We start from the raw sequence: 25,416 nt of genomic DNA on the forward strand, positions 1-25,416 counted from the left end.
ATGTCGATCCTGCCGCGCCGCTGGCGCCTGCCCTATTTCGCCGTGCTGGCCATCATCGGCCTGCTGCTGAGCATTTCCGCGCTGCAGTCCTACCGCCTCTCGGGTGGCAACCAGCCCTGGGAGCCCTTCCTGTGGGAGTTCAGCTCCGTCATCGTCATCGGCCTGCTGGCCCTGGGCGTGCATGCCCTGCTGGGCCAGTTGCGGGGCCGACCCTGGCCGCAGCAGCTGGCAGCGCACGCGGTCGCGATGCCGCTGTTCAGCCTGCTGCACATTGCCGGCATGTTCGGCCTGCGCTTCGCGGTCTATGCGTTGGCCGGCGCGGGCTACCACCCCGACGATCTGGCCACGGTGCTGGTCTATGAGGGTGGCAAGGACGCGGTCAGCTATCTGAGCTTCTGCCTGATCTCACGCGGCGTCTGGATGGCCCAGGCCGCTGCCGCGCGGGCGCAGGAGCTGGACCGCGCCCGCCGCGAGCTGGCCGAGGTGCGCCTGGCGCGCCTGGCCGACCAGGTGCAGCCTCATTTCCTGTTCAACACGCTGAACCTGATCTCGTCGGTGATGTACGAGGACGTGGCGCGTGCCGACCGGCTGCTGTGCCAGCTCGCCGACCTGCTGCGCCAGACCCTGGCGGCCCAGCAGCGCGCCGAGCACACGGTGCGCGAGGAGCTGGCCCTGGTGCAACCGTTTCTCGAGCTGATGCAGGCGCGCTTTGGCGCCGAGCGACTGGTGGTGCAGATCGAGGCGGACGCGGCCGCCGCGGACTGCCGGCTGCCGGCCCTGCTGCTGCTGGCGCCGGTGGAGAACGCGGTCAAGCATGACGTGGCGCGGCACCGTGGCCGCGTGACGGTCAGCGTCGTCGCCAAGCGCATCGGCGAGCGCCTGCATCTGAGCGTCAGCAACCATGGCGACACACCGGTGCCCGAGTCGCCGCCCGATCCCGAGGGAGGCCTGGGCCTGCGCAATCTGCGAGAGCGGCTGGCGGGGCGCTATGGCGATGCGGCCAGCGTCGGCTTCGGGCCCGATGGCGCCGGCATGAGCCTGACGGTGGAGCTGCCATGCGGGTGCTGATCGTCGACGACGAGCCGGCTGCGCGGTCCAAGCTGCGGCGCCTGCTCGCGGCCGAGGTCGACATCGCCGAACTGCTGGAGGCGAACGACGCGCCGGCGGCCCTCGCCCTGGTGCGCTCGCTGCCGGCGCCGCCCGATCTCGCCCTGCTCGACATCGAGATGCCCGGTGGCAATGGCGTGCAACTGGGTGCCGCCCTGCGCGAGGCCGGTGTGCGCTGCATCGTCTTCTCGACGGCGCACGCCGAACACGCGCTGCGGGCCTTCGAGCTGGCGGCGCTGGACTATCTGCTCAAGCCCTACACGGCCGAGCGCCTGAGCGCGGCGCTGGCGCGGGTGCGCGAGCTGCTGGCGCGACCCGCGGCGCCGGTCGGTGAATGGTGGGTGGAGGGCGAGCGCATCCGGCTTTCCGAGGTGCACTGGATCTCGGCCGCCGACAACTACATCGAGCTGCACCTGCCGCCGCGCAGCCTGCTGGAGCGCGCGACGCTGGCCGACGCGCTGGAGCGCCCGGGCTGGGCGGCGCGCTTCCTGCGCGTGCACCGCAGCCATGCGGTCAACATGGCCCATGTTCAGCGCATCGAGCGTCTCCCGACTGGCGAGGCGGTCCTGACACTTGCCAGCGGAGACACGCTGCGCGTGTCGCGCGGTTATCGCGCGGTGTTGGACGCGTTCGCCCCATAAATCCCACTACTCGCCCCGGCGCCCTCGCGCCGCGCGAGCCCGGCCGCGAAGCTGGCGGCCATGAACACAAACCGCCTGCCCTTCCTCGACGGCCTGCGCGTCGCCGCCTTCGCGCTGCTGATCCCTTATCACGTCGGCATGTACTACGTGACCTGGGACTGGCATGTGAAGAGCGCGGCGGCCAGCAGCGCCCTCGAGCCCTTCATGCAGCTCAGCTCGCCGTGGCGCCTGGGCCTGCTGTTCCTGATCGCTGGCGCGGCCTGCCAAGGGCTGTTCGCCAAGCGCGGCATGCTGGGCACGCTGAAGGACCGCTCGCTGCGCCTGCTGCTGCCGCTGATCTTCGGCATGGTCGTCATCGTCACGCCGCAGGCTTACTTCGAGGTGTTGACCAAGGCGCCCGACGTGCTGCCGGGGGACGGCGGCTACCTGGATTTCTGGCGCTTCTATCTGACCGCCGGCAAAGCCTGCCGCGGCAACGACTGCATGAGCATGCCGACCTGGAACCATCTGTGGTTCCTGCCCTATCTGTGGCTGTACGCGGTGCTCGGTGCGCTGGTGGCGCGCTTCGTCACCGTCTCCCGCGAACTGAAGCTGCCGACCTGGGCCTGGCTGTTGCTGCCCGCCGTGCCGCTGGCGTTGATGCGTATCTTCATCAAGCCGCTGTTCCCCATCGAGCACGACCTGGTGCACGACCTCTACAACCATCTGCAGTACGGCTGGCTGTTCGCCATCGGCTGGGCCAGCCGCACGCCGCTGGCCCAAGGCTTCTGGGCCGCGGCATTGCGGCTGCGTTGGGTGGCCCTCGGCGTCTCGCTGGCGGGCTGGGCGGTGCTGTTGGTCTTCAATCAGCAATATGCCGAGGTGACGCCCAGCGATGCCATCCTGACCGCCGCCCGCACGCTGCGCGGCTCGCTGACCTGGTTTGCCATCGTCGCCGCCTGCGGCTGGGCTCAGCGCGCCTTCACCCGTGAGTCGCCGTTGCTGCGCGAGGCGAGCAAGGCGGTGTTCTGCCTCTACATCCTGCACCAAAGCGTCATCGTCGTGCTCAGCCAGTGGCTGAAGCCGCTGGCCATGCCCTGGGGCTTGGAAGCCGTGCTGCTGATCGCACTGACCGGCATCGTCAGCGGCGCGGCCTATCTCTTGCTGCGCCGCGTGCCGGGCCTGGCCCTGCTGGTGGGCATTCAGCGCACGCCGCGCAAGGCGACACCGTCCACGCCGCGCGTGATGGGGCAGTTGACGACGATGCCGGTCACGTCGAACTCGACCTCGCCCGAGGCCTGAGCGCCCAGTAGTGCTTCCTCGGAGCGCAGCTCGTGCCGTGATTTGCCCGGCTTCCAGTGCACCAGCACCAGCCGCCACAGCGGGCTGTAGTTCGGGTCCGGCCGCGCCGCGCCGACGGCCGCAGGGCCGGAGGCGAAGACGCTGACCTGCGCGCCGTCGGCGAACTTGTAGACACGCTCCGTCAGCGAGGCCGAGCCTGCACCGACGGCGCCGGCCAGGCGTGGCACGTGGTTGATGCCGGCCTGCGCGGCCATGGCTGCATCGGAGATGTCCGTCGTCACGTACTCGACGCGCTTGCCGTCCACCCAGGCCTGCTCGCGCGGCAGCGTGATGCCGGAAGCGCAGGCGCAAAGCAGGGCGGGGAGCAGAAGCCAGTGGCGGTTGTTCATGGGTGCTATGGTGCGCCGCCCGTTCAAAGCTGACCCGCCATGATCGAGAAATTCCTGCCCGCCGCGCTGCTGTTTTTTGCGAGCCTGGCCTGGGCTGTCGAGCCGCCGCCCGTCGAGCCCGCCTATATCGCCGTGCGGCCCATGATTGCCGACCAGCAGCGCCTCGTGGCGCCCAACGCCATCGAGGTCAGCGAGGCCGTCGAGCTGGGCGGGCTCAAGCAGTGGATCACCATCCGCGGCGCCGACCGCGCCAACCCGGTGCTCATCTATGTGCATGGCGGACCGGGTGCGGCCGAGATGGGGCGCAGCTGGCCCTACCAGCGCGGCTGGGAGGACTTCTTCACCGTCGTGCAGTGGGACCAGCGCGGCACGGCCAAGACGCTGCGTTCCGGCGGTGAAGCCGCCAATACCGCCGAGCTGACGCGCGAGCGCATGGCCAAGGACCTGATTGAACTGATGGCCCTGGTGCGCCAGCGCCTCAAGGTCGAGCGCGTCATCCTGCTGGGCCATTCCTGGGGCAATGTCATCGGGCTGGATGCGGCCATGACGAAGCCGGAGTGGGTCAGCGCCTATGTCGGCGTCGGGCCCCTGATGAATCTGCAGGCCAACGAGCGCGCGCAGTACGAGGGCCTGCTGGCCGAGGCGCGTCGGCGCAAGGACGTGACCGCCCTGGCTGAACTCGAAGCCATCGCACCCTATCCGGGCGAGGGCGACATCCCCTTCGCCAAGGTCAATGTCGCGCGTCGGTGGGTGCAGGCCTATGGCGGCCTGGCGGCCTACCGCGACAACGCCAATTTCTACTTCCGCGCCGCGCGGCTGTCGCCCTATTACGAGTTCGAGGACCGCCTGGCCATCGACCAGGGCGGCCAGCTGTGCGTGCCGGCGCTGCTGCCCGACATGAAGCGGGCCGACCACACGCAGATCCGCGCCACGCGCTTCCCGGTGCTGATGTTCCTGGGTCGCCACGACCTGACGACGCCGGCCTCGGTCATCGAGCCCTGGCTGGCCCAGCTGAAGGCGCCGTCAAAGAAGCTGGTCTGGTTCGAGCACTCGGCGCACCTGGCGCCGCACGAGGAGCCGGGCAAGTTCCTGGTCGCCCTCGTCGAGCATGTGCGGCCGCTGGCGGCGCGCTAACGCCAGTAGAGCGGGTAGGTTCGCCGACAGGCGCGGTGGTAGAGCACCGCGACAACGACCATGGTCAGTGCACCGAACAGCGTCGGGAAGAGCAGGAAGCTCCACTTCGGTGCGACCAGGAAGACGATGACGGGATTCGAGCCGGCGGGTGGGTGCAGGGTGCGCGTCAGCATCATCAAGGCCACCGACACGGCGGTGGCCAAGGCCAGCGACCACCAGCTCGGGCCGAACAGCGCCAGCACGCCCAGGCCCACCGCCGTACAGATGACATGGCCGCCGACCAGGCTGCGGGGCTGCGAGAAGTGCAGCTCCGGGAAGGTGAAGACCATCACCGCACTGGAGCCGAAGGAGCCCAGCAGCAGCAGCCAACCCAGGTTGTAGGAGGCAAAGGCCAGCACGCCGATGATGGCGAAGACGCCGGCACAGGCGACGACGCCGCTGCGCAGGCTGTAGCTCGGCGCCTGGCTGGGCCGACGGGCGATGGGCGCCGGCTCGGAGGGCCGTGCCACGACGCCGGATGCAAGCTCGCTCATGGATGTCCTCGGCAGGTCTGGCAGATCTAGCAAGGATCACGCCGGACCGCGGCAAAAAAAACGGGGGCAGGCCAGCGGCCACGCCCCCTGCAAACGCCGCCGACACCTCACTGCGGCGGCGTGGAGACCGGGATCAGGCGGGGCGGGCGGCGGTGCTGCCCGGGACGGCGTCCAGCTCGCCCGAGGCGCGGGCCTTGCGGCCGTAGACCAGCTCGAACACGGGCGTGGCCATCATGGTGGTTACCACCGCCATCAGCACCAGCATCGAGAACAGGGCCGGGCCGATGATGCCCTTCTGCAGGCCGATGTTGATGATGATGAGCTCCATCAGGCCGCGCGAGTTCATCAGCGCGCCGATGCCCAGCGCCGTGCGGTTGTCTTCACCCGCCATGCGGGCCGCCAGGTAGCAGGCACCGAACTTGGCCAGCACCGAGGCCACCAGCACGCCCAGCGCGATCAGCAGCAGCTGGACCGAATTGATCATGTCCAGGCGCGTGTTCAGGCCGGAGTAGGTGAAGAACATCGGCAGCAGCAGGATCACGGCCAGGGGCTCGACCTTCTTCTTCAGCTCGGTGGCGAACAGGCCGCGCGGCATGACGGCGCCGAGGATGAATCCGCCGAAGATGGCGTGGATGCCGACGGCGTCCATGATGAAGGCCGACAGGCAGAAGAGCGCCATCGTGATGCCCAGCACCGTGGTGCTCATCTCGCCCTCGCGCTCGACGATGCGGCCCAGCGGTGCCAGCAGCTTGCGACCGAACAGCATGATGAAGGCGGCATAGATGACGCCGCCGCCGATGGCCAGCACCGCAACGCCCGGGCCCGCGCCGAAGGCAGCCAGCACCAGCGCCAGCACGCACCAGGACACGGCGTCGTCGAAGGCGCCGGCCGTCAGCGACAAGGTGCCGAGCGACGTGTTGGCCAAGCCGCGTTCGTTGATGATGCGGGCCAGCATCGGGAAGGCCGTCAGGGCGATGCAGGCACCCATGAAGAGGGTCGCATTGGTCGTTGAGATGCCTTCGGCGAACAGCCCAGGCACCTGCAGGAGCAGTGGCGTGATCAGGAAGGCGATGAAGAAGGGTGCGGTGATGCCGGCCACCGACACGCCAATGGCGCTCTTGGCCTTGGTCGCGAAGTGATCCAGCCGCAAAGTCGTGCCGACGAGGAACATGTACAGGCCCACGCCGAGCTGCGCGCCGGTGTACAGGACGTTCTTCATCTCCTTGGGAAAGATGGCGGCCTGGGTTTCGGGCGCCAGCAGGCCGAACAACGACGGGCCAAGGAGCACGCCCGCGATCATTTCGCCGACGACCTGGGGCTGCCCGAGGAACTTGCTGCCGAACCATCCGACGATGCGGCAAGCCAGCAGGATGATGGCCAGCTGCAGGAAGAAGTGGATGCTGAAGTCGCCCGGCGCGTAGGTCTTGGCGGCTGCGGCCGCAGCGGGGCCATGCTTGGCGAACACGTCGCCCAGGATGGCAAGAAGATCGAATTCCATGGCTGTTCCTCTAGATTTCTTGTCGCTGCCACGCACCGTCTCGCGGTTTTGTACAGCGTTGTCTGCCTCTTTTGGTGAAAGCGCATTCACCGTGCAGAACACTTTGCCAGCCGCGTTTCAGGTGTCCATTGGGTTGAACCGATCCGAGCCTATGTACCTACATCCCAATTGCGCGATTGAAGGTACGTAGGTACATTGGCAGCGCCATGAAGCTCCTCACCAGCCGCGAGTTCAATCGCGACGTCAGCCTCGCCAAGCGGGCCGCCCAAGTCGAGCCGGTGCTGATCACCGACCGCGGTCAGCCCACCCATGTGCTGATGAGCATCGGCGAGTACCGCCGCCTGAGCGGCGAGGGCGAGAGCATCCTGGAGCTGCTGGCCATGCCCGAGACGCTGGCCATCGACGCGGCCGATGCGGCGGCGGACGGTGCCTGGGATCACAGGGAAAGCCTCTGATGTTCCTGCTCGACACCGGCATCGTCCTGGAACTTCGCAAGGCCAAGGCCGGCCAGTCCGATGCGGGCCTGGCCGCCTGGGCCGCCGGCCTGCCTCGGCAGAAACTCTTCATGTCGGCGCTGAACCTGCTGGAGATCGAGAACGCCGCCGCTCGCCTCGGCCGCAAGGACCGTGCTGCCGGCCTGGTCGTGCGGGACTGGATCGACAACCGCGTGCTGCCTGCCTTCGAAGGCCGTGTGCTGCCGGTGGACGCGGCTGTCGTGCGCCGCCGCGCCCAGCTGCCCTATGCCAACACGCGCGACGGCTTGCTGGCTGCGACGGCGTTGGAGCATGGCCTGACCTTCGTCACGCATCGCGTGTCGGCCTTCCGCGTCGGCCGCGTCAAGCTGCTCAACCCCTCCGGCTATATCGCCCAGCCCAGCGAAGAGGACGAGGACTGGGCCCACGGTGCCCAGACCGGCCACCAGTGGCTGAAGAACCTCTATACGAGAGCATGAACAAGCGACGCATCCTCATCGTCGGCGGCGGCACCGCCGGCTGGCTGACCGCTGCCTACCTGGCCAAGGCCCTGAAGCTGTCCGAGCGCCCCCATCTCGAAGTGACGGTGCTGGAGTCGCCCGACATCAGCAGCGTCGGCGTCGGCGAAGGCACCTTCCCCACCATCCGCAGCACGCTGCAGTTCCTGGGCATCGACGAGGCGCGCTTCATCCGCGAGACCTCGGCGACGCTGAAGCAGGGCATCCGCTTCGTCGACTGGGCGCGCACGCCCACGGCGGGCCAGCATCAGCAGTTCTTCCATCCCTTCGAGGCGCCCTTCTACACGGAGGACCTCAACCTGGTGCCCTACTGGCTGCTGCAGGACGAGGCCGGGCGCATGCCCTTCGCCGAGGCCATGACGCTGCAGGTGCGCGTCGCCGAGGCGCATCGCGCACCCAAGCGGGCCGGCGAGGCGCCCTATGCGGCGCCGCTGAACTACGCCTATCACTTCGATGCGCTGAAGCTCGCCAAGCTGCTGGCCGAGCGCGCCCGCGAACTCGGTGTGCGCCATGTGCAGGGCACGGTGACGGACGTGTCGCTGGATGCAACGGGCTCCATCGCCCACCTCGACACCGCCCAGCAGGGCCGCTTCGAGGCGGAGCTTTATATCGACTGCACGGGCTTCCGCGCCGAGTTGATCGGCCGGGCCCTGGGCTCGAACTTCAAGTCCGTCCGCCACCAGCTCTTCGTCGACCGCGCCCTGGCCTGCAAGGTGCCGCTGGATGCCAACGCGACGATGGAGAGCAGCACCATCGCCACCGCCCACGAGGCCGGCTGGCTGTGGGAGATCGGCCTGAACGGTGCGCGCGGCATCGGGTGCGTCTACTCCAGCGACCACCTCAGCGACGACCGCGCCGCCGACATCCTGCGCGCCTACTGCGGCGCCGGCCACGAAGACCTGGGCGTGCGCAGCATCCCCTTCACGCCCGGCTATCGCGAGCAGCAGTGGGTGAAGAACTGCATCGCCGTCGGACTGTCGGCCGGCTTCCTGGAGCCGCTGGAGGCCACCGGCCTGGTCCTCATCGAAGCGGCCGTCGGCATGATCGCCGAGATGCTGCCGCACAGCGGCCCCATCCACGCGCCGGCGCGGCGCTTCAACGAGCTGATGACGGCGCGCTTCGAGAACATCATCAACTTCCTGAAGCTGCATTACTGCCTGAGCCAGCGCCAGGAACCCTTCTGGCGCGACAACGCCCAGCCTTCCACCATCCCGGACCGCCTGGCCGGCCTGCTGGAGGAATGGCGGCTGCGCCCGCCGGGCCGCTTCGACTTCGTGCTCGACACCGAGACCTTCGCCTTCTTCAACTACCAGTACATCCTCTACGGCATGGGCTTCGCGACCGACCTCAGCGCCGGCCGCAGCGACTTCCCGCAGATGGCGGACGCCGACAAGCTCTTCGCCAAGATCCAGCGTTTTGCCGACCGCGCCATCGCCGACCTGCCCAGCCACAGGGCGCTGATCCAGCAGATCAACGCGGGGCGCTGAAGGCCTGCAGTGCCGAGGGCGTGTCCAGCGGCCTGAGCGACTTCTGCCACCAGCCCACGTCGCGCCACTCGCCGTTCTTGAAGCCGACGTTGCGATAGACCCCCAAGGGCTCGAAACCCACCGCCTCGTGCAGGCCCACGCTGCCCGCGTTCGGCAGTGCGACACCGGCGAAGGCCTGGAAGTAGCCCAGCTCGGCCAGCAGCGGCAGCAGCTTCTCGTACAGCGCCCGGCCCACGCCCTGGCCGCGCGCGTCCTCGCGCACATAGACGGTGGTGTCGACCGACCATTGATAGGCGGCGCGCTCGCGGTGCTTGCTCGCGTAGGCATAGCCGCAGACGGCGCCCTCGCTGTCCTCGGCCACCAGCCACGGCAGGGCGGGCAGCGTCTTCTCGATGCGCGAGCGCATCTCGGCCGCATCGGGTGGCTCGGTCTCGAAGGAGATCGTCGTGTGCTGCACGATGGGGCCGTAGATGGCGGCGACGGCCGCGGCGTCGTCGGAGGTGGCGGTGCGGATCTTCAAGAGGGCGTCTCCACGGGTTCAGCAAGGGTGCGGGCCGGCGCCCGGATCAGCAGCAGGGCCGCCAGCGCGCTCAGGCCCAGGGCGGCGGAAAACCACAGCACGCGCGTGCCGAAACCGGCCAGCAGCAGGCCGAACAGCCAGGGCGAGAGCGCCTGCGCCAGGCGCGCGGGCAGCACCAGCAGGCCCTGTCGCTGCCCATAGCCTTGCGCGCCGAACAGCGCCAGCGGCAGCGTGCCCTTGGCAATCGTCAGGATGCCGTTGCCCGCGCCATGCAGCAGCGCAAAGGCGGCGACGGCGGGGGCGCCCAGCAGCGCCAGCAGGGCCGCGCCGAGCGGGTGCATCAAGGCCGCGGCGCGGGCGGAATGCAGGGGATGCAGATGCCTCAGCAGGCCGAACTCCAGCAGACGCCCGGCGACCTGGGCAGGCCCGACGAGGGCGCTGACGAGGATGACAGCCGTGGGCGCCGCGCCCACTGCAGCCAGCAGCCGCGGCAGATGGGCGGCCATGGCCGTGCTGATGAACCAGCTGACCGCGAACACCCAGGCCAGCAGCGCCGCCGTCAGCGCCGGCGGCTTGCCCGACGCGTCTGCCGCCGCGCCGGTGGCGGCCGCGACGGGGGTGGGCAGCGCGCGCGGTAGCCAGGCATTGAGCGGCAGGCCGATGAGGAGGTGCAGCCCCGCCCAGGCCCAGCAGGCGCCGCGCCAGCCGAAGGCGTGCTCCAGCGCCGCCGTCAGCGGCCAGCCCACCGTGCTCGCAAAGCCGGCGATCAAGGTGATGCCGGTGATGGGGCCGCGCGCTTCCTGGCCGTAAAGCCGCACCAGCGATGCGAACGCCGCTTCATACAACCCGCCGCCCATCGCGACGCCCATCACCAGCCAGGCCGCGAACAGACCCCTGGGGCCGCTGGCCAGGGCCATGGAGGCCAGGCCCAGTGCGAACAGGCCGCTGGTGGCCATCAGCACCGACCGGCCGCCCCAGCGGTCGATGCGCCGACCCGAATGCGGCCCCACCAGGGCCGACACGACCAGGGCCACCGAGAAGGCCGCGAACACGGTGGGTTCGTCCACGGCCAATTCGGCCGCCATCGGCCGCGCCAGCAGGGCCGGCAGGTAATAGGACGAAGCCCAGGCCAGGGTCTGGGCGATGCCCAGTGTGGTGACGACGCGGACGCGGCTGTTGCCCATCGTCAGCCGCAGCAGCGGGAGGCCCGCGGTTCTGCTTCGACGGCGGGCCGGGGTGCGCAGCCGCTCGGTCCGCAACCCTTCTTGGGCGCATCGACGGGGGCCGAGCAGACACCCGTCTCCGGCAGCTCCAGCTCGACACGGGCCGCCGCCATCAGGTCGCCCGCGATGGCGGCAACCACCGAGCGCGCCTGCTCGAAGCCGGTGGCCATCAGGAAGGTGGGGGCGCGGCCATAGCTCTTGACGCCCAGCGTGTAGAAGCCCGGCTCCGGGTGGGCCAGCTCGCGGTGGCCATGCGGGCGCACCGTGCCGCAGCTGTGCAGATTGGGATCGATCAGCGGGCCCAGCGCCTCGGTCGATTCCAGCCACGGATCGAGCTTCAGGCGCAGCTCGCTGGTGAGGGCCAGGTCGGGCCGCTGGCCGGTCGCGCAGACGATCTCGTCGATGCCGTCGACGACCACGGGCTGCTGCTGCGCATCCAGCCCGTGCACGCGCAGTTGCCCGCCCATGCGCTCGATGCGCGTGATGCGCAGGCCGCTGAAGAACTCCAGCGCGCCGCCGTCACGCAGCCGGCGCAGCGACGCACCCAGTGCGCCGCGGGCGGGCAAGGCGTCCGCATCGCCGCCACCGAACACGCGCTGCAGTGACGGTGCACGCACCGCCCAGGCCAGCTGCGTGCCGGGCGACTGCCGGGCCAGTTCGGCCAGCGACAGCAGCGCGTTCGCCGCCGAGTGGCCGGCGCCGACGACGAGGGTGCGGCGGCCCTCGTAGCGCTCGCGCAGCGCGCCCATCACGTCGGGGATGCCGTAGAAGATCTGCGCCCGCGCCTCGGCTTCGCCGATGGCCTGCAGGCCGTTGGCGCCGACCGGGTTGGGTTGGTTCCAGGTGCCCGTCGCGTCGATGACGGCGCGGGCGCGCAGTTCGTGCAATTGACCGTGCTGCTCATAGCGCACGAGGAAAGCGGCTTGATCGCGGCCGGCGCTCTTGACCTTGTCAAAGCCCTCGCGGCTGACGGCCACGACGCGTGCGCCCAGCTTCAACGACGTGGCCACCTGCGGCAGGGCGGCAAACGGCTTGAGCACGCGCTCGACCACCTCGCCGGCCTGGGGCAGCTCGGCCGCCGGTGGCGCCGTCCAGCCGGTGGGCGCCAGCAGGCGTGCCATCGCGGCGTCGACGTCGAACTGCCAGGGCGAGAACAGCTGCACATGGCCGTAGTCGACGAGATTCGCGCCGACCACCGCACCGGCCTCCAGCGCGACGAAGGGCAGGCCTCGTTCGATCAACTGAGCGACAGCCGCCAGGCCGACCGGACCGGCGCCGAGCACGGCGACCGGCAACGCGCCGTCGGCAACGGGCGCCTCGCGCAGCACCAGCGTCATCAGCGCCGCGCAGGCCGGGCAGGCGCCCTGGAATTCGGCCGAGGCCTTGAGCGCCGCCGGCACGTCTTCGATCTTCATGCGCTTGAAGCCGTATTGCGCAAAGTACTCGGGCGCCGTCACCGTCAGCAGGTACAGAGCCGCGATGTCTCGCGAACGGGCTTCCTGCAGCAGCCGCTCGACGAGCAGCCGGCCGATGCCCTGCTTGTGCAGCCCGGGCGCTATCGCCACTGAGCGCACGAGCGCGATGGTTCCGGCGACATGGCCATACACCTCGGCGCCGGCGCAGCCGACGACTTCACCGCCCTGTGTGGCGAGCAGATAGGTGGACAGATGGCCCTGTGCGCCCTCGGTGGGCAGCTTGTTCGCCAGCAGCAGGGCTTCAACGGCCGGCCAGTCGGCGGCGCCGGCCTGGCGCAGGGAGAGGGTGTCGTTCAACAGCATGATTTGGAATCCTGGGTGGGCTCCCTCAGGGCTTGGGGCGGCAGGCAGCAGGTCGCGGCCGGGTCTTCGCGCAAGGCCTTCAGGAGCGTCAGCAAAGAGGTCTCGACGGCGGCGCGCTCGCGCTCGCTCAAGGACGCCAGCAGCTGCTGGGCGTGGTCGTCGAGGGTCTGGTTCAGCTCACGGACGGTGCGCTCGCCGTCGGCGGTGAGCGTGACGAGCCAGCTCCTTGCGTCGAGCGGGTTCGGCTCCTTGCTCACCCAACCACGGGCTGCCATGGCCTCCACGGCACGCGACACCCAGCTCTTCTCCAGGCTGACCCGTGTGCCGAGTTCCGACAAGGGCAGTGGCCCGGAGCGCCCCAGCTCGGTCAACAGATGGCACTGCGTGCTGGTGGTGCGGCAGCAGTCGGCCACGACGCGCTGGGCGCGGGTGTACAGACGCGCCACTTCGCGCAACAGGCTGCCGGGGGCGGACTCGGTCATTTGGATGTGTGTAGCAACTATCTGGTCGCATGTTCAGGCCCCTATTACTCGTTGTCAATAGCAACTACATCGGTCAAAAAGGCGGGGCTCGAGGCCCCGCACGTTCAGGTCACGGTCAGGCCGCGTGTCGGCTCGTCACCTCGGTGGCGCTGGACAGCACGCGGTTGACCGCCACCGCCAACGCGGCACCCATCAGTTCGGCGATGACAAAGCCCGGCGCGCTGGCCGGCGCGATGCCGGCGAAGCTGTCGCTGAACATGCGGCCGAACACGGCGGCCGGGTTGGCGAAGGAGGTCGACGCGGTGAACCAGTAGGCCGCGCCGATGTAGGCCGCCACCATGGCCGCCACGCGCGAGCCCGGCGCGCGCAGGATGACGAGCACCAGGCCGAAGGTCGCGACCCCTTCCGCGATCCACTGGCCCGTGCCGGTGCGCAGCTTGGACGAGAACTGCAGCACGCTCATGTCGAACATCGCGTGCGCCAGCCAGGCGCCCAGCATGGCGCCCATCAGTTGCGCGGCGACATAGGGCAGCAGGGCCGACACCGCCAGCTCGCCGCGCCAGGCCATGACCGCACTGACCGCCGGATTGAAGTGGGCGCCGCTGACGGGACCGAAGACCTCGATCAGCACATACAGGCCGCCGACGGTGGCCAGCGTGTTGGCCAGCAGCGCGAGGGCGACATTGCCGCCCGACAGGCGGTCGGCCATGACGCCCGACCCGATGACGACAGCCAGCAGCCCGGCCGTGCCCAGGCCTTCGGCGAAGAGTTGGCGGGGCAGGCTCATGCTTGCGAGATCCCGACGAGGGCCTGCTGCAGCTCGGCCCTGCTCAGCGTGGCCAAAGGCAGCTGAAGCAGCTGCAGCATGCGGTAGCCGATGGCCTGGCGCGTCAGTTCGAAGGCGCGGCGCTTGCCTTCATCACCGCCTTCCGCGTTGGACGGGTCCGGGTAGCCCCAGTGCACCTTCACGGGCTGGCCATTGCCGCCAAAGAACACTGGGCATTGTTCGGCCGCCGCGCTGTCGCAGACGGTGATGACGATGGACAAGGGCGGCGCGCCGTCCTGGCTGAACTCGTCCCAGCTCTTGCTGCGGTAACCCGCCGTGTCGACGCCGGCGTTCTGCAGCGCCTCGAGGGCGAAAGGATTGATGCGGCCACTCGGGGCGCTGCCGGCACTGTGGGCCTGCACGTCGCGACCGAGCTTCTTCGCCCAGTGGTTGAGCATGCCTTCGCCGAGGACGCTGCGCGCGGAGTTGTGGGTGCACAGGATGAGGACGTGGGTGGTCATGGTGATCTCAGCAGCAGGCTGCCGTGCCGCTCGGCAGGGCGCAGGCGGCGCCCTGGCAGCAGTTCTCGGTCAGATAGCCCAGCAGTGAATTCATCTGCTCGTAGTGGGCGCGATAGATCAGGTTGCGGCTGGCGCGCTCCTGGGTCACCAGGCCGGCGTTGACCAGTTCCTTCAGATGGAAGGACAACGTGGCCGGCGCCACGCCCAGACCTTCCTGGATGGCGCCGGGCGTCAGGCCGGCGTCGCCGACGACGACGAGGGCGCGGAACACCTGCAGGCGCATGGGCTGTGCCAGCGCGGCGAGGGCTTTGACGACGAGTTGTTCATCCATAATTCCATTATTATCGAATTAATGGACAGCGCGCAAGCGGCAAGGGTTGAAGGGGCTCAGTGCGGGTTGTCGAACTGCCGCGCGACAAAGCGCCAGACCATGCGCGACGCATCCGGCCCATTGGCGTCGCTGAAGCGCTGGCGCGCGGCGCCACCGCTCCAGGCGTGGCCCAGGCGGTCGACCTCCACCAGCGTGGCAACCACCTCGCGCGAGCGCTTGTACTGCGTCACCCGCATGGGGTAGCGCTTGCCGCGGCGCTGTTCCTGTGGTGCCTCCTGCTGCGCGCCGGCGGCCTCGGACCACATCAGTGCCGCCGAGCCGGCATTGCGGGCCGACACGATGCGGTCCGCATCGCCGTGGATGACCATCAGCGGCGGCCAGTCCTGCGCCGCGCCGGTCGGCAGCGGCTGGCGCCAGCCCTGCATCGCGCGGATGGCCGATGTCGGCGTGCTCGCGGCCCCAGGCGGCACGCCCGAGTGCATGACCAGGGCCTTGAAACGATCCGGGTAGCGCGTGGCCAGCAGGGCCGCCATGCTGGCACCGGCCGACAGCCCGGCCACGGCGATGCGCTCGCGGTCGGCCGCGAACAGCACGCAGGTCTGGTCGACGGCCTTCATGATCCAGGCGGCTTCCGCGAAGGCACGGCCCGACTGGGTCTCGAACCAGTTCCAGCAGCCCTGGGCATTGCACAGCCGTGGCTGCTCGGGATAGAGCACCAGGAAACGCTCCCGCGTGGCGACGGCGTTCATGCGCGTGCTGTCGGCGAAGCTCTTGGCATCCTGGTGGCAGCCATGCAGCATGACGAGCAGCGGCAGCCGCTCGCCAAAGCGCACGCCGGCGGGCCGGAACAGGTAGTAGCGGCGCGGTCCATCGGGCGCCATCACCAGGCCCATCAGCCAGCTGCCCCCACCGGACGGCGGCCGGTGACGCTCGCGCAGCGGCTGGACCGCCTGCTTGAACAGGGCGGCGTTGCGGTTGAACAGCGCCGACCAGGAGGGCTGCTTCATGCTCAAGCGGCTGCTTGCGTCAGTTCGGAAGGGTCCGGATGCTCTCGCAGCAGGGCGTTGAGCTGGTCGATCTGCCCGCACCAGTCGCCATCGTCCTGCTGCCACTGTTCGCGGATGAAGGCGACCTGGCTGGCATTCCAGAACGGCGCCTCCGACAGGTTGAGCGTCTGCGGCAGCGGCCGGTGCAGGCGGATGAATTGCCTGATTTCGGCGGGTGAATCCGGCAGGCCGAGCTGGCAGAACAGCGCAGGCAGGTCATGGTGGGTGGTGGTGTCCATGGCACATCCTCTTTCAAAGGGTTTCACAGCGGGGACCGTGAGACTCAGACCTTAGATGGCGACGCTCCACGCCGGTGTCAGCCGACGCGCCGTCAATGCCTGGCGGCCCTGTCAGCCAAGGCCCACAGCCCTGGCTGCCGCCGGCTGACAGACTCGCGGGCTGCAGTCGCCTAGCGTCAGGGGATGAGCAGATTCGATGGAGGTCGACGATGACCTGGAATGATTTCGTTGAACGCATGCAGGCCGCATGGCCCGACGTGGGCTGGACCGAAGTGCTGCCTGCCGTGCTGGCCGGCGCCCTGACCATCGTCGTCATCAAGATCGGCCTGCGCTTCGTCGTGCAAAGGCTGCGCAAGCTGTCGCAACACACCAGCAGCACGCTGGACGACGGCCTCGTCAGCGTGCTGGAGCGCACCAATGGCGCGCTGATCTGGGTGGTCGGCCTGCTCGTGGGCCTCAACATGCTGCCGCTGGACGACCGCTGGCACGACCGCGTGTCGCAGCTGTGGTTCGCCGTCGTGGCCCTGCAGCTCGGCCTGTGGGCCCAGCAGGCGGTGGCCCAGGTACTCACCGCCCAGCAGCAGCGCCATGGCGGCACCGCCGCGCTGTCGGCCTCCGCCACGCTGCTCAGCTGGGGCCTGCGGGGTGCGCTGTGGGTCGTCGTGGTGCTGGCCGTGCTGTCCAACCTCGGCGTCAACATCACGGCCTTCGTCGCGTCCCTGGGCATCGGCGGCATCGCGCTGGCTCTTGCCGTGCAGAACATCCTCAGCGACCTGTTCGCGTCGCTGGCCATCGCCGTGGACAAGCCCTTCGAGGTGGGTGACTCCATCACCGTCGGCGACGTCACTGGCACGGTGGAGCGCGTCGGCCTGAAGACGACGCGCATCCGCAGCCTGGGCGGCGAGCAGATCGTCATGTCCAACGCCGAACTGCTCAAACGCACGGTGGCCAACTTCAAGCGCCTGCAGACGCGTCGCGTGGCCTTCACTTTTGGCATCACGTCCGATGCCTCCGCCGATGACGCCGCCGCCGTGCCGCCGCTGGTCAAGGCCCTGATCGAGGCCGACCCCAAGCTCGAACTGGTGCGCGCCCACTTCAAGGGCTTTGGCGAGAGTTCGTTGAACTTCGAGGTGGTCTACCGCGTCAAGGACCCGAGCTACGACGTCTATATGGACCACCAGCAGATGCTGAACCTCGCGTTGATGCGTGAGTTGCAGCAGCGCGGCATCCGGCTCGCGTTCGCGACCAACACGGTGAATGTCGTGGGTCTGCAGGCTCAGGCCGGCCCGGCACCAACGCGCAAGGGCTCGTCGCCGGACGCCCCCGACATCGTCCCCGCCGCCGCCGGCTGAAATGAAGCCCCTCGTCCTAGGCTTACCTTGGCCGGTCCCCCGAGGGGACGGCGATGCTTGCCGGTTCGACCGGCAAGCACATCGCCTGAGCGGGCCGGCTAGGGAGCGGCCCGGCGCTCGGCCCGCAAGCTTCGGATTGCTGGCGTGATCCACAGCGCCGCCGGCCCCGAGTTGCTGACGGCGGCCGTTGCGGCGCTCGTTCTCGTCGCCATCGCCGGCGCCCTCTACACCCACCGCCTGGGTCTGTCGCATCTGCTCATCTTCATGGCGGTCGGCATGCTGACCGGCGTGGACGGGCCGCTGGGCCTGCCCTTCGACGACCACCGCCTGGCCGTCAATGTCGGCAACCTGGCCCTGGCGCTGATCCTGTTCGACGGCGGCCTGCGCACGCGCTGGAGCGAAGTGCGCCGCGCCATGCTGCCGGCCAGCCTGCTGGCCACGGTGGGCGTGGCCATCACGGCCGGCATCGTCGCCGGCATCGCCAGGCTGGTGCTGGACATGCCCTGGACCGAGGGCCTGCTGCTGGGCGCAGCCGTGTCGTCCACCGATGCTTCCGCCGTGTTTGCACAGTTCAGCGCGAGCAAGTTGAACCTGGAACCGCGCCTGGCGGCCACCATCGAGGTCGAGTCGGCGCTGAACGATCCCATGGCCATGGTGCTGACCATCGGCCTGATCACCTGGCTGACACCCTTCGGCCAAGCCGGAGACGCACAGGTGAGCAGCCTGCTCGACCTGCTGCCCCTGCTGGGCGAACAGCTCGGTCTGGGGTTGCTGGCGGGTGGCCTGGGCGGCCTGCTGGCTGCCTGGTGGGTGGGCAAGCTGCCCATCACCGACGACCACGACGGTCTGGCCGCGCTGCTGATGGCGGCGCTGGGCTTTCTGCTCTTTGCCGTCACCAACCGTTGCGGCGGCTCGGGCTTCCTGGCCGTCTACGTGGCCGGCCTGCTGGTGCGCCACCGCGCCGAGCGCGTGGCGACGATGAGCCTGCCCGGGCTGAACGGCTACACCTGGCTGGCCCAGGCGGTGCTGTTCCTGCTGCTGGGCCTGCTCGTCACGCCGCATGAGGTCTTGCGCCTGATCGGCCCGGCCCTGCTGCTGGCCGCCGGTCTGATGTTGGTCGCACGGCCCGCCGCGGTGGTGCTGTGCCTGGCGCCGCTGGGCTTTGGCTGGCGCTCGCAATGCTTCGTCGCCTGGTCTGGCCTGCGCGGCGCCGTGCCCATCGTGCTGGCCACCTACCCGGTGCTGGCCGGCCTGCCGAATGGCTGGCGCTTCTTCGACGTGGCCTTCGTCGTCGTGCTGCTGTCGCTGCTGGTGCAGGGGCCGACGCTGGCGCCGCTGGCACGCTGGCTGGGGCTCGATCAGCGCCAGCGCTAGGCGACGGGCGCCAGCAGGTTGGCGTCACGCGCCAGCTTCCACCGGCCGCCGTCCTTGCGCAGCAGCGTCAGCGTGTGGCCTTCGCGGCGTGTCGGCGGCGAACCGTCGGGCGGTGTGGCGGTGACGCTGAGGCGGCTGCGCATGAAGGCCCAGTCGCCCATGACCTGCACCTCCAGGATCTCGCTGTGCCCATCGAACCTGGGCGCCTTGCCGCGGGCCTGGCCTTCGGCGGCCTTGGCGAAATCGGTCCGCGTCATGGGGGCGCGGCCCGGTATCAAGAAGACGGCATCGTCCGTCATCAGGCCGAGCACCGTGTTCACGTCACCATCGCGCGTCGCACTCATCCAGATCGCCACGAGGTCGCGAATCTCTCGTTCATCGCTGTTCATGGCGACACCTTAGCCCTCGAGGCGCTGCCCACTGTTTCAGGTTGTGCCGGCCAGCGAGTCCGCCTGCGTGACCAGGCTGCCCGCTGCCACGCTGCGCGTCAGCCAGACATTGCCGCCGATGACGGCGCCGCGGCCGATGGTGACGCGGCCCAGGACGGTGGCGCCGGCGTAGATGACGGCCTCGTCCTCGACGATGGGGTGGCGCGGCTGGCCCTTGACGAGGTTGCCGTCGCCGTCGGTGGGGAAGCTCTTGGCGCCCAGCGTCACGTTTTGATAAATGCGCACCCGCTCGCCGATGACGGCCGTCTCGCCGATGACGACGCCGGTGCCGTGGTCGATGAAACAGCCGCTGCCTATCGTGGCGCCGGGGTGGATGTCGATGCCGGTGTCGGCATGGGCCAGCTCGGCGATGACGCGCGAGATCAGCGGCAGGCCGAGCTTGTAGAGCTCATGTGCCAGGCGGTGGCTGATGAGCGCGCGCACGCCGGGGTAGCAGAGCAGCACCTCGTCCACGCTGCGTGCGGCCGGGTCGCCCTGGTAGGCGGCGAGCACGTCGCTGTCCAGCAGCACGCGCACGCCGGGCAGGGTGCGCAGGAAGCGCGTGGCCAGCTCGGCGGCATCCTGGCTGGGCGTGTCGTCACCCCGCTGGCGGGCGTCGTGGCGCAGCTCCAGCGCGGCTTGCTGGCGCAGCGTCGTCATGGCCGCGCCGAGGGTGTGGCCGACATAGAAGTCCTCGTGCTCGGGCTGCAGCGTCGGCGGCCCCAGGCGCATCGGGAACAGCGCGCCCGACAGGCACTGCACCATGCCGGCCAGCAGTTCGCGCGACGGCAGTTCGCGGCCGTCGCCGCCGCGGCGGTGTGCGTCGCGCCAGCGCCTGCGTTCGTTGCGCAGGGCCTCGACGACCGCCTGCAGTTCATCACCGGGCGCGGACGTTGACGGAGGAGTGGGGGCTTGGGTCATGGCGGGCGCCGCGCAGGCGGTGGGCAAGGGCGGTCAGTATAGAAATCCACCTTCTCCCCACGAGGGCCAGGGCTGCCGTCACGGCCAGCATGGCAGCCATGTGCACGGCCACCGCCGCCAGCGCCAGCAGCAGTGAGCCCGAGGCGGTGATCTCCTTGGCCGGCGAGGCGCTCAGGCAGATGGGCACCAGGGCCGGCACCAGCATCATGCCGCTGCCATGGGCGCTGGCTACCAGGCAGGACCACAGTGCCATCCCGGCCTTGGCATGGCGCAGCGCCAGCGCCAGCAGCAACAGCAGGCCGCACAGCAGCTGCCAGCCGCCCATGGACCCGCCCAGGGCCACCAGCACCGCCACGCCGCCGACGGCGGCGGCATGCCCGAGCGCGATCGGCAGCAAGGCGCGGCGTGTGTCTTGCGCACAGGCGGCCAGTCCCCAGCCGGTGGCCGGGTTCAGGCCGTGCAGCGCTCCCGCGCCGGCCAGGGCCAGCCAGGGCCAGAGGTTCGCCGCGCTCATGGCCGTCAGGCCTTCTGGCCGCCGCAGCAGGCTGCCGGCGCCGCGGCCTGCGACGCGTAGCGGTCGTGGTGCCTGACCCACTCCATCGTGTAGCTCAAGCCGGCCTCGTCGCGGCCCTTGGGCGTCAGGTCGATGAGGTTGTAGGTGCCCATCATCACTTCCACGCCGCGGCCGAAGGTCGAGTAGGTGTGGAAGACCTGGCCGTCGTCGTCCTTGCAGAAGATGCTGATGCCGGGCGCCTCCTCCTGCGGGAAGGGCGTCATGTGGAAGTTGTAATAGACCTCGCCGTCGACGCGGTCCGCCGACGTGAAGCTGACGTGGAAGTCGCGGTTGAAGTCATTGCCGTTGGACGAGGCCCAGGCGAACTGCCAGCCCATGCGGCGCTTGAAGGCCTCGATCTCGGCCAGCGGCGCGCGCGACACCGCCAGCAGCGTGATGTCGCGCTGGGCCAGGTGGGGCGCCATGCTGTCGAGGTGGTCGGCCATGAAGGAGCAGCTCTTGCAGCCCTGCTCCCAGCCGGGGGCGAGCATGAAGTGCTGCACCAGCAGCTGGCGCCGGCCCTGGAAGAGTTCGCTGAGCTTGCGCGGGCCGTCCGGCGTGTCGAAGACGTAGGCGCTGTCGTCCAGGCGTACCCAGGGGAGGGCGCGGCGTTCCTGGGCGACGCGGTCGCGCAGCTGGGTCAGCTCCTTTTCCTGGGCGAGCAGGTTCTTGCGCTCGGCGATCCAGAGATCGCGGGTGACGACGGGGTGGGGGAGAGGGGCGTTCATCAAAGACTCCTTGGGTTGGCGAAGGCAATGCAGCGGCTCCACCCGGGCTCGGGTGCGGTGCTGCTCAGGGGAATCAGGGGTTAGGCGCGCTTGGGCCGGCGCACGGCGCGGACTTTTCCGGTGCCGCCGCCGCCGGCATAGAAGAGGTCGGCACCGTCGGATTCGAGGCCGCTGACATTGGTGCCCGGGGGCATCTGCAGGCTTTCGAGCACGCTGCCGTCGCTGGGGTCGATGCGGCGGATCTCGCTGGCGTCGTCTTCCCAGGTGCCATGCCAGAGCTCGCCGTCGACCCAGGTCACGCCCGTCACGAAGCGGTTGGATTCGATGGTGCGCTGGATGGCGCCGGTGGCGGGGTCGATCTGGTGGATCTTGCGGCCGCGGTGCTGGCCCACCCACAGGCTGCCCTCGGCCCAGGCCATGCCCGAGTCGCCGCCCTGGCCGGGTGCCGGAATGGAGGCGACGACGCTGCCGGTGGCGGGGTCGATCTTGTCGATGCGGGCTTCGGCGAGCTGGTAGAGGTAGTGGCCGTCAAAGGCGGTGCCGGCGTCGCAGGGGCGCTCGATGCGCTGCTGGGCCTCGCCGCTGGCGGGGTCGAAGGCGACCAGGGCGGTGCCGGTGGCGGCCCAGACGCGCTGGCCGTCGTGGGTGACGCCGGCGATGCTCTTGCCGCCTTCGAAGGGGCCGTATTCGCGCACGATCTCGGCGGGCTGGGTGGGGATGCTCATCTGGTTGCTCCTATTGGCTGGCTATGGGCGAACCTTAGCCAAGCTGCAGCGCGGCGGGGAGTAACAAGATCGTCGTGAATCCGGTCAGCGGCGGCGCCAGCCAGCGCCGCGAGCGGGTCTGGCCGATGGCGCGCACGCGGCCCGCGGCCTCCAGCTCGGCCAGCTCGCGCTGCACGGTGCGCTGGCTGGCATCCAGGGCCAGGGCCAGGGCCGAGGTGGACCAGGCCGCGCCGTCGGACAGCAGGGCCAGCAACTCGCTGGCCTCGCCATCGACCGGGGGCGCCAGCACGGCCACGTCCGGCGCGCGCAGCGCGAAGCCGCGTGAGGTCGCCTCGATGCCGGCGACGGACTTGACCAGGGCACGCAGCCGCCCGATCTCGACGCGCAGCCGTGCTCGATGGGTTTCGTCGACCTCGCGGATGCGAAAAGCGCGCTCGATCAGCGTGTCGCGCTCGGCCTCGGCCGGCCAGGCCTCGGCAAGCGCCCGCAACAGCGTGAACAGGATGGGCCGGCGGGCCAGCGGCACTCGCAGTTCCGTGGCAGTCAGCGCGTGGCGGCAGGCATCGACGACCAGGATGCCCGAGTCCATCAGCGCGGCCACCTCGGGCAGGCGCAGCGGCTGCCATTGCCCATCGCGCAGGCGGCGCGCAGCTGTGCGGTCCAGCACCGCACTCGCGTCGGCCACCTCGGCCTGCAGCGCCGGCACGCCGCTGCGGGCGGCAGCGGCGCGGCCGCGAGCAAGGGCGGCGTGCACCTCGGGCATGCGCAGCGAGCGCAGCGCCAGTTCGGCCGAAGCCAGGGCGGCCACGGCGGCCGGCAGCGGCGGCAGGGCCTGGCCGTCCAGCGGTGCGAGCAAGTCCCCGGCCGCGTCGAGGCGGCCCAGCAGCAACTGACGCCGCACCGCGATCAGCCGGGCCTGCAGCGCATTCGTGGGGTCGCCTCGGGCTTCGAGCGTGACCATGGCCGCCTCCAGCGCGCGCGGCGCGGCGCTGAAGTCGCGCATCGCCAGCGCCACCTCGGCCTCGGCGACGACGCAGCGCGCCTGCGCCAGCGCCTCCTGCGTGCCAAAGCCTTGTGCCGCGCGTTTCAGCAATTCACGAGCGCGGGCGTGCTCGCCGAGTTGGGCCATCGCGATGCCGCGCAGGGCCAGGGCCGGCGGGTCCTCGCGCAGGGCCACGCGCTTGAGGGCGGCCAGCGCGTCACCCGCGGCCAGGGCGCGGGCGGCGGCGGAGATCAGCGAGTCCACGGTCTACTTGGCCTTGGGCGCGAGCAGCAGCAGGTCGCCGTTGCGGTCCTCGGTGATCCAGAGCCGGCCATCGCCATCCTGGTCGACGTCGGTGGGCGCGCCCGTGGGGTGTTTGCCCGTCAGCGCATTCCAGCCTTCGATCAGCGGCAGCGGCTCGCCCACGGGCTGGTGCTTCTTGCCGTCAAAGCGCCAGGCCATCAGGCGGTGGCCGCTCGGCTGGTAGCCGTGCCATGCCATGACGAGGCTGCCCTGCCATTTCGCCGGACCGCCGTTCTTGTAGAACAGCATGCCCAGCGGCGCGGCATGGGCCGGTATCAGCTTCACCGGCGCGGTGAAGTCCTGGCAACTGCTGGCGCCGTAGCTGCGGTCCAGTACGTCGGTGCCGGTGCAATGCGGCCAGCCATGGTGCTTGCCGGCCTCGACGCGGTTCAGCTCGTCGGGCGGCGCGGCCTTGTCGTACTTGTCGCCGGGCAGGGTGTCGCGGCTGTTCTCGGCCTGCCAGAGTTCACCGGAGTCGGGGTGGACGGCCAGGCCGACGGAGTTGCGCAGGCCCCAGGCAAAGGGTTTGCCTTCCCAGGACGGCGCGACGCCCTGCCCGCGCGTGAACTTCCAGACCGCTGCATAGGGCGCCTTGCCGCCGGTCTGCGGGCAGCCCTTGTCGCTGCCCGCCTCGACGCCGTCAAAGGCCTCGCAGTGGTCACTCGGCGCGCCGACGTTGACGAAGAATTCGCCGGCCGCATCGACGGCGAAGGACTTCAGCGGGTGGCGCCCCTGGGCGGGCAGGTCGGTGATGATCGGCCGCAGCCGCGCCAGGTTCATGTCGACCAGGCTGATGCGGTGCGTCTCGGCCAGCAGCACCCGGCCTTCGGCGTCCTTGCGCAGGCCATGCGGGCGATCCAGCCCCTTCAGCAGCACCGTGACCTTGAAGGGCTTGCCCGGCTCGCGCTTCAGCTCGAGCAGGCGGCCACGACCGGGGTTCCAGTTGCCCATGTCGGTGACGAGCAGGTGGTTGGGCCCCAGCGCCAGCACGCCGCGCGGGCGGCCCAAGTTGGAGGCGGCCAGTGCCAGGCAGAACTCGGGCGCGACCTGCAGCGACGTGATGGCAGGCAGGCCGTCGCATTGGCCTTGCGTGCGGTAGGCAGGCGGCTGGCCCCAAGCGGATGCGCTCAGCAGAGCGGCCAGGGCGCAGATGGCGTGGCGGATGAGGGCGGTCATGGGCTCATTGTGTCGGTGCTCGCGTTGATACAGCACGCCGCACGGTGCCCCGTGCTGTAGCTTCACGCCACCGCCGCCGGCCGTTGCAATGCCGGCATGAACGAGATGCTGCCCCTGCTGGTCTATTGCGCCCTGATGTCCGGCACGCCGGGGCCGAACAACATGATGCTGGTGGCCAACGGCGCCCACTACGGCTACCGGCGCACGCTGCCGGCCATCCTGGGCATCAACACCGGCGGGGCGGTGCAGACCTTTGTCACCTGCATGGGCCTGGGCGCGCTGTTCGTCGCCTGGCCGGTGCTGCATGAGGCACTGAAGCTTGCCGGCACCTTCTACATGCTGTGGCTGGCGTGGAAGCTGGCGGTCGCGCCGGCGGCGACCGACAGGCCGCCCGAGCGCCTGAAGTTCTCGCAGGCGGCCCTCTTCCAGGCGGTGAACCCCAAGAGCTGGGTGAAGGCGGTGACGATCGCGTCGGTATTCATGCCGACGCAGTGGAGCGTGGCGTCGGGTGCGCTCTTCGTCAGCCTCGTCGGCGCGGTCATCGGCTTTCCCTGCATCTCGATGTGGGCGCTGTTTGGCGTCGGCATCGGGCGCTTCCTGTCCAGCCCGGCGCGGCGGCGGGTGTTCAATACGATGATGGCCGTCTCCCTCGCCGTGCTTGCCCTCCTTTTGATGCGGTAGGGCCTGATAGCACTGCGAGAATCGGATGCGTTGCCACACAAAAGTCCGCGAGCAAGGCGTGAGGCGAAGCTGGGGTTGGCCCCCAGCGAGGCCGAGCAACGCCGCGCGCGGGCTTTTGTGTGACAACCCTTCGGGAGAGGGGCTGCGCGGACGCATGGCGTTGTTATGCGCCTTGCCCGGGCACCCGGCCCGGGCTTCAGCGCGCGCCTAGCCCTGCATCCGCGCA

29 protein-coding genes are annotated in these 25,416 nt (G+C 69.8%); 10 read left to right on the forward strand and 19 right to left on the reverse strand.

Annotated elements, in window-relative coordinates:
* The 3 genes from AC1DW3_RS07175 to AC1DW3_RS07185 are packed head-to-tail and all read left to right on the forward strand — an operon-like array spanning nt 1 to nt 3,029.
* Entirely contained in the window at nt 1-1,068 is a 1,068-nt protein-coding gene (locus tag AC1DW3_RS07175) for a sensor histidine kinase (RefSeq protein WP_477929985.1), read from the forward strand.
* On the forward strand, nt 1,056-1,748 hold the full coding sequence (locus tag AC1DW3_RS07180; protein WP_477929987.1) for a LytR/AlgR family response regulator transcription factor: 693 nt from the start codon (nt 1,056-1,058) through the stop codon (nt 1,746-1,748). The genes AC1DW3_RS07175 and AC1DW3_RS07180 overlap by 13 nt, the downstream gene beginning before the upstream one ends.
* A gap of 60 nt (nt 1,749-1,808) precedes the next feature.
* Complete coding sequence (locus AC1DW3_RS07185; RefSeq protein ID WP_477929989.1) at nt 1,809-3,029, forward strand: acyltransferase family protein; 1,221 nt, start codon at nt 1,809-1,811, stop codon at nt 3,027-3,029.
* On the opposite strand, the gene AC1DW3_RS07190 is transcribed toward AC1DW3_RS07185, so the two are convergent.
* Nucleotides 2,930-3,418 carry a DUF7482 domain-containing protein gene (locus AC1DW3_RS07190; RefSeq protein WP_477929991.1) on the reverse strand — a complete coding sequence of 163 codons (489 nt, stop codon included), beginning with the start codon at nt 3,416-3,418 and terminating at the stop codon, nt 2,930-2,932. The two genes, AC1DW3_RS07185 and AC1DW3_RS07190, sit on opposite strands and share 100 nt — an antisense overlap.
* A 39-nt stretch (nt 3,419-3,457) precedes the next feature.
* On the opposite strand from AC1DW3_RS07190, the gene AC1DW3_RS07195 reads away from it, so the two are divergent.
* Nucleotides 3,458-4,552, forward strand: a complete 1,095-nt coding sequence (locus AC1DW3_RS07195; protein ID WP_477929993.1) for an alpha/beta fold hydrolase — start codon at nt 3,458-3,460, stop codon at nt 4,550-4,552.
* On the opposite strand, the gene AC1DW3_RS07200 is transcribed toward AC1DW3_RS07195, so the two are convergent.
* Nucleotides 4,549-5,085, reverse strand: coding sequence for an HPP family protein (locus tag AC1DW3_RS07200; RefSeq protein WP_477929995.1), 537 nt, complete (start codon nt 5,083-5,085; stop codon nt 4,549-4,551). The two genes, AC1DW3_RS07195 and AC1DW3_RS07200, sit on opposite strands and share 4 nt — an antisense overlap.
* Before the next feature lie 133 nt (nt 5,086-5,218).
* The gene (locus AC1DW3_RS07205; RefSeq protein ID WP_477929997.1) at nt 5,219-6,583 is read right to left on the reverse strand and encodes a cation:proton antiporter; all 1,365 of its coding nucleotides are present in this window, start codon (nt 6,581-6,583) and stop codon (nt 5,219-5,221) included.
* A gap of 206 nt (nt 6,584-6,789) precedes the next feature.
* Here AC1DW3_RS07205 and AC1DW3_RS07210 point away from each other — a divergent pair, with 206 nt between their 5' ends.
* From AC1DW3_RS07210 to AC1DW3_RS07220, 3 genes are read left to right on the forward strand one after another with little or no spacing between them, the layout of a single operon-like run.
* Entirely contained in the window at nt 6,790-7,038 is a 249-nt protein-coding gene (locus AC1DW3_RS07210) for a type II toxin-antitoxin system Phd/YefM family antitoxin (RefSeq protein ID WP_477929999.1), read from the forward strand.
* Nucleotides 7,038-7,535 (forward strand): PIN domain-containing protein, encoded by a 498-nt coding sequence (locus AC1DW3_RS07215; protein WP_477930001.1) that lies wholly within the window; start codon nt 7,038-7,040, stop codon nt 7,533-7,535. Before AC1DW3_RS07210 ends, AC1DW3_RS07215 begins: the two co-directional genes overlap by 1 nt.
* Nucleotides 7,532-9,061, forward strand: coding sequence for a tryptophan halogenase family protein (locus tag AC1DW3_RS07220; RefSeq protein WP_477930003.1), 1,530 nt, complete (start codon nt 7,532-7,534; stop codon nt 9,059-9,061). Before AC1DW3_RS07215 ends, AC1DW3_RS07220 begins: the two co-directional genes overlap by 4 nt.
* Here the strand turns inward: AC1DW3_RS07220 and AC1DW3_RS07225 are convergent.
* From AC1DW3_RS07225 to AC1DW3_RS07265, 9 genes are all read right to left on the reverse strand, one after another.
* Nucleotides 9,045-9,581: an arsinothricin resistance N-acetyltransferase ArsN1 family B gene (locus AC1DW3_RS07225; protein ID WP_477930005.1), complete on the reverse strand. Its 537-nt coding sequence runs from the start codon at nt 9,579-9,581 to the stop codon at nt 9,045-9,047. The two genes, AC1DW3_RS07220 and AC1DW3_RS07225, sit on opposite strands and share 17 nt — an antisense overlap.
* Nucleotides 9,578-10,765 (reverse strand): MFS transporter, encoded by a 1,188-nt coding sequence (locus AC1DW3_RS07230; protein ID WP_477930007.1) that lies wholly within the window; start codon nt 10,763-10,765, stop codon nt 9,578-9,580. The genes AC1DW3_RS07225 and AC1DW3_RS07230 overlap by 4 nt, the downstream gene beginning before the upstream one ends.
* A 2-nt stretch (nt 10,766-10,767) precedes the next feature.
* Complete coding sequence (gene arsN2 / locus AC1DW3_RS07235; protein ID WP_477930009.1) at nt 10,768-12,582, reverse strand: arsenic resistance N-acetyltransferase ArsN2; 1,815 nt, start codon at nt 12,580-12,582, stop codon at nt 10,768-10,770.
* Complete coding sequence (locus AC1DW3_RS07240; RefSeq protein WP_477930011.1) at nt 12,573-13,064, reverse strand: MarR family winged helix-turn-helix transcriptional regulator; 492 nt, start codon at nt 13,062-13,064, stop codon at nt 12,573-12,575. The genes arsN2 and AC1DW3_RS07240 overlap by 10 nt, the downstream gene beginning before the upstream one ends.
* 115 nt (nt 13,065-13,179) lie before the next feature.
* A complete protein-coding gene (locus AC1DW3_RS07245; protein WP_477930012.1) occupies nt 13,180-13,851 on the reverse strand; it encodes an aquaporin in 672 nt (223 codons plus the stop codon).
* Nucleotides 13,848-14,351, reverse strand: a complete 504-nt coding sequence (locus tag AC1DW3_RS07250; RefSeq protein ID WP_477930014.1) for an arsenate reductase ArsC — start codon at nt 14,349-14,351, stop codon at nt 13,848-13,850. Before AC1DW3_RS07250 ends, AC1DW3_RS07245 begins: the two co-directional genes overlap by 4 nt.
* A gap of 7 nt (nt 14,352-14,358) precedes the next feature.
* Nucleotides 14,359-14,682 carry an ArsR/SmtB family transcription factor gene (locus AC1DW3_RS07255; RefSeq protein WP_477930016.1) on the reverse strand — a complete coding sequence of 108 codons (324 nt, stop codon included), beginning with the start codon at nt 14,680-14,682 and terminating at the stop codon, nt 14,359-14,361.
* Nucleotides 14,683-14,738: 56 nt separating this feature from the next.
* Nucleotides 14,739-15,689, reverse strand: a complete 951-nt coding sequence (locus AC1DW3_RS07260; protein ID WP_477930018.1) for an extracellular catalytic domain type 1 short-chain-length polyhydroxyalkanoate depolymerase — start codon at nt 15,687-15,689, stop codon at nt 14,739-14,741.
* A gap of 2 nt (nt 15,690-15,691) precedes the next feature.
* Nucleotides 15,692-15,967 (reverse strand): DUF2789 family protein, encoded by a 276-nt coding sequence (locus tag AC1DW3_RS07265; RefSeq protein ID WP_477930020.1) that lies wholly within the window; start codon nt 15,965-15,967, stop codon nt 15,692-15,694.
* Between the two features lie 209 nt (nt 15,968-16,176).
* Here AC1DW3_RS07265 and AC1DW3_RS07270 point away from each other — a divergent pair, with 209 nt between their 5' ends.
* A complete protein-coding gene (locus AC1DW3_RS07270; RefSeq protein ID WP_477930021.1) occupies nt 16,177-17,319 on the forward strand; it encodes a mechanosensitive ion channel family protein in 1,143 nt (380 codons plus the stop codon).
* Nucleotides 17,320-17,463: 144 nt separating this feature from the next.
* The gene (locus AC1DW3_RS07275; RefSeq protein ID WP_477930023.1) at nt 17,464-18,693 is read left to right on the forward strand and encodes a potassium/proton antiporter; all 1,230 of its coding nucleotides are present in this window, start codon (nt 17,464-17,466) and stop codon (nt 18,691-18,693) included.
* On the opposite strand, the gene AC1DW3_RS07280 is transcribed toward AC1DW3_RS07275, so the two are convergent.
* The 7 genes from AC1DW3_RS07280 to AC1DW3_RS07310 all read right to left on the reverse strand — a co-directional run bounded on the left by AC1DW3_RS07280 (nt 18,690) and on the right by AC1DW3_RS07310 (nt 24,509).
* Nucleotides 18,690-19,082, reverse strand: a complete 393-nt coding sequence (locus AC1DW3_RS07280) for a YybH family protein (protein ID WP_477930025.1) — start codon at nt 19,080-19,082, stop codon at nt 18,690-18,692. The two genes, AC1DW3_RS07275 and AC1DW3_RS07280, sit on opposite strands and share 4 nt — an antisense overlap.
* A 36-nt stretch (nt 19,083-19,118) precedes the next feature.
* Nucleotides 19,119-20,042 (reverse strand): serine O-acetyltransferase EpsC, encoded by a 924-nt coding sequence (epsC, locus tag AC1DW3_RS07285; RefSeq protein ID WP_477930027.1) that lies wholly within the window; start codon nt 20,040-20,042, stop codon nt 19,119-19,121.
* Complete coding sequence (locus AC1DW3_RS07290; protein ID WP_477930029.1) at nt 19,999-20,556, reverse strand: hypothetical protein; 558 nt, start codon at nt 20,554-20,556, stop codon at nt 19,999-20,001. The genes epsC and AC1DW3_RS07290 overlap by 44 nt, the downstream gene beginning before the upstream one ends.
* Before the next feature lie 5 nt (nt 20,557-20,561).
* On the reverse strand, nt 20,562-21,323 hold the full coding sequence (locus tag AC1DW3_RS07295; protein WP_477930031.1) for a DUF899 domain-containing protein: 762 nt from the start codon (nt 21,321-21,323) through the stop codon (nt 20,562-20,564).
* A gap of 80 nt (nt 21,324-21,403) precedes the next feature.
* The gene (locus AC1DW3_RS07300) at nt 21,404-22,048 is read right to left on the reverse strand and encodes an NHL repeat-containing protein (RefSeq protein WP_477930032.1); all 645 of its coding nucleotides are present in this window, start codon (nt 22,046-22,048) and stop codon (nt 21,404-21,406) included.
* Nucleotides 22,049-22,082: 34 nt separating this feature from the next.
* Nucleotides 22,083-23,294 (reverse strand): helix-turn-helix domain-containing protein, encoded by a 1,212-nt coding sequence (locus AC1DW3_RS07305; RefSeq protein WP_477930034.1) that lies wholly within the window; start codon nt 23,292-23,294, stop codon nt 22,083-22,085.
* A gap of 3 nt (nt 23,295-23,297) precedes the next feature.
* A complete protein-coding gene (locus tag AC1DW3_RS07310; protein WP_477930036.1) occupies nt 23,298-24,509 on the reverse strand; it encodes a PQQ-dependent sugar dehydrogenase in 1,212 nt (403 codons plus the stop codon).
* A 96-nt stretch (nt 24,510-24,605) separates the two neighbouring features.
* On the opposite strand from AC1DW3_RS07310, the gene AC1DW3_RS07315 reads away from it, so the two are divergent.
* Complete coding sequence (locus tag AC1DW3_RS07315; protein ID WP_477930038.1) at nt 24,606-25,190, forward strand: LysE family translocator; 585 nt, start codon at nt 24,606-24,608, stop codon at nt 25,188-25,190.
* Nucleotides 25,191-25,416: the final 226 nt, after the last annotated feature.

The sequence above is a fragment of the Roseateles sp. P2_H4 genome (assembly GCF_056403315.1).

Coding starts and splice junctions, on each gene's coding strand:
- AC1DW3_RS07175 (WP_477929985.1), top strand. CDS start 1: ATGTCGATCCTGCCGCGCCGCTGGCGCCTGCCCTATTTCGCCGTGCTG.
- AC1DW3_RS07180 (WP_477929987.1), top strand. CDS start 1,056: ATGCGGGTGCTGATCGTCGACGACGAGCCGGCTGCGCGGTCCAAGCTG.
- AC1DW3_RS07185 (WP_477929989.1), top strand. CDS start 1,809: ATGAACACAAACCGCCTGCCCTTCCTCGACGGCCTGCGCGTCGCCGCC.
- AC1DW3_RS07190 (WP_477929991.1), bottom strand. CDS start 3,418: ATGAACAACCGCCACTGGCTTCTGCTCCCCGCCCTGCTTTGCGCCTGC.
- AC1DW3_RS07195 (WP_477929993.1), top strand. CDS start 3,458: ATGATCGAGAAATTCCTGCCCGCCGCGCTGCTGTTTTTTGCGAGCCTG.
- AC1DW3_RS07200 (WP_477929995.1), bottom strand. CDS start 5,085: ATGAGCGAGCTTGCATCCGGCGTCGTGGCACGGCCCTCCGAGCCGGCG.
- AC1DW3_RS07205 (WP_477929997.1), bottom strand. CDS start 6,583: ATGGAATTCGATCTTCTTGCCATCCTGGGCGACGTGTTCGCCAAGCAT.
- AC1DW3_RS07210 (WP_477929999.1), top strand. CDS start 6,790: ATGAAGCTCCTCACCAGCCGCGAGTTCAATCGCGACGTCAGCCTCGCC.
- AC1DW3_RS07215 (WP_477930001.1), top strand. CDS start 7,038: ATGTTCCTGCTCGACACCGGCATCGTCCTGGAACTTCGCAAGGCCAAG.
- AC1DW3_RS07220 (WP_477930003.1), top strand. CDS start 7,532: ATGAACAAGCGACGCATCCTCATCGTCGGCGGCGGCACCGCCGGCTGG.
- AC1DW3_RS07230 (WP_477930007.1), bottom strand. CDS start 10,765: ATGGGCAACAGCCGCGTCCGCGTCGTCACCACACTGGGCATCGCCCAG.
- arsN2 (WP_477930009.1), bottom strand. CDS start 12,582: ATGCTGTTGAACGACACCCTCTCCCTGCGCCAGGCCGGCGCCGCCGAC.
- AC1DW3_RS07240 (WP_477930011.1), bottom strand. CDS start 13,064: ATGACCGAGTCCGCCCCCGGCAGCCTGTTGCGCGAAGTGGCGCGTCTG.
- AC1DW3_RS07245 (WP_477930012.1), bottom strand. CDS start 13,851: ATGAGCCTGCCCCGCCAACTCTTCGCCGAAGGCCTGGGCACGGCCGGG.
- AC1DW3_RS07250 (WP_477930014.1), bottom strand. CDS start 14,351: ATGACCACCCACGTCCTCATCCTGTGCACCCACAACTCCGCGCGCAGC.
- AC1DW3_RS07255 (WP_477930016.1), bottom strand. CDS start 14,682: ATGGATGAACAACTCGTCGTCAAAGCCCTCGCCGCGCTGGCACAGCCC.
- AC1DW3_RS07260 (WP_477930018.1), bottom strand. CDS start 15,689: ATGAAGCAGCCCTCCTGGTCGGCGCTGTTCAACCGCAACGCCGCCCTG.
- AC1DW3_RS07265 (WP_477930020.1), bottom strand. CDS start 15,967: ATGGACACCACCACCCACCATGACCTGCCTGCGCTGTTCTGCCAGCTC.
- AC1DW3_RS07270 (WP_477930021.1), top strand. CDS start 16,177: ATGACCTGGAATGATTTCGTTGAACGCATGCAGGCCGCATGGCCCGAC.
- AC1DW3_RS07280 (WP_477930025.1), bottom strand. CDS start 19,082: ATGAACAGCGATGAACGAGAGATTCGCGACCTCGTGGCGATCTGGATG.
- epsC (WP_477930027.1), bottom strand. CDS start 20,042: ATGACCCAAGCCCCCACTCCTCCGTCAACGTCCGCGCCCGGTGATGAA.
- AC1DW3_RS07290 (WP_477930029.1), bottom strand. CDS start 20,556: ATGAGCGCGGCGAACCTCTGGCCCTGGCTGGCCCTGGCCGGCGCGGGA.
- AC1DW3_RS07295 (WP_477930031.1), bottom strand. CDS start 21,323: ATGAACGCCCCTCTCCCCCACCCCGTCGTCACCCGCGATCTCTGGATC.
- AC1DW3_RS07300 (WP_477930032.1), bottom strand. CDS start 22,048: ATGAGCATCCCCACCCAGCCCGCCGAGATCGTGCGCGAATACGGCCCC.
- AC1DW3_RS07310 (WP_477930036.1), bottom strand. CDS start 24,509: ATGACCGCCCTCATCCGCCACGCCATCTGCGCCCTGGCCGCTCTGCTG.
- AC1DW3_RS07315 (WP_477930038.1), top strand. CDS start 24,606: ATGAACGAGATGCTGCCCCTGCTGGTCTATTGCGCCCTGATGTCCGGC.